The following is a 1,188-nucleotide window of genomic DNA, read 5'->3' as shown; positions in this document are numbered from 1 at the left end:
ATACAAGGCTCTGAGGTGTTAGCCGGTAAAGACATTAATCTGAGCGGGAAAAACGTCAGTATTCTGGCGGCTGAAAACCAGAGTAGCCAGACCTATAGCGTCGAGCAAAAAAGCAGCGGCCTGACACTGGCGCTATCCGGCGCGGTGGGCAGTGCCGCCAAAGATGCCCGCGATGAAAGCAATGGCCGGTTGGCGGCGCTGCAAGGTGTCAAAGCGGCACTCAGTGGGGCGCAGGCGGTGCAGGCCGGCCAATTGGTGCAGGCACAAGGGGGTGATGCCGCCAGCATGTTCGGCGTCAGCGCTTCATTAGGCTCACAAAAATCGTCCTCGCAACAGCATCAACAACAAACCAGTGTGACCGGCTCGACCCTGACGGCGGGCAACAACCTGACCATCAATGCCACCGGTGACGGGCATTCGGCCAACAGCGGCGATATCGTGGTGCAAGGCAGCCAGCTCAAAGCCGGTGGCGACACCACGTTGGATGCCGCCCGTGACTTGCTATTACTCGGCGCGGCCAACACGCAAAAAACTGACGGCAGCAACAGCAGCAGCGGCGGCAGTGTTGGCGTCAGTCTGGGGCTGGGTGGTTCCGGCGGCGGCCTGAGCATCTTTGCCAATGCCAACAAGGGGCAAGGGAGTGAGCACGGCGACGGCACCTTCTGGACGGAAACCACCGTCGACAGTGGCGGTACATTGTCGCTAAACAGCGGGCGCGATACCTCGCTGATTGGTGCTCAGGCCAGCGGCGACACCGTCAAGGTGGATGTCGGCCGTGACCTGCTGCTGCAAAGCCAGCAAGACAGCGATTATTATGATTCGAAGCAGACCAGCACCAGCGGCGGGGTGAGTGTGGCGGTGATAGGCAGCGGCTCCTCCGCCAACCTCAGCATGAGTCAGGACAAACTGCACAGCAACTATGACTCGGTGCAGGAACAAACGGGGATATTTGCGGGCAAAGGCGGTTTTGATATCACGGTGGGCGAGCATACCCAGCTTAATGGCGCGGTGATTGGCTCGACCGCCACGGCGGATAAAAATAAGCTGGATACCGGCACATTGGGCTTCAGTGATATTGAAAATAAAGCCGATTTTAAAGTTGAACACCAAAGTGTCGGTATCAGCACCGGCGGCAATATCGGCGGCCAATTTGCCGGGAACATGGCCAACGGCTTGCTGACGGGTGTC

At 58.7% G+C, this 1,188-nt stretch carries 1 protein-coding gene; it reads left to right on the top strand.

Annotation, left to right across the window (positions count from 1 at the left end; translation table 11 throughout):
• Positions 1-1,188 (top strand): hemagglutinin repeat-containing protein (locus YROHD0001_RS00090; RefSeq protein ID WP_032818599.1); only part of this gene is annotated, 1,188 nt, incomplete at both ends.

The organism is Yersinia rohdei ATCC 43380 (assembly GCF_000173775.1).
Taxonomy (GTDB): domain Bacteria; phylum Pseudomonadota; class Gammaproteobacteria; order Enterobacterales; family Enterobacteriaceae; genus Yersinia; species Yersinia rohdei.
The sequence above is the reverse complement of the archived record's forward strand: the minus strand, read 5'-3'. Positions and strand labels throughout refer to the sequence as shown.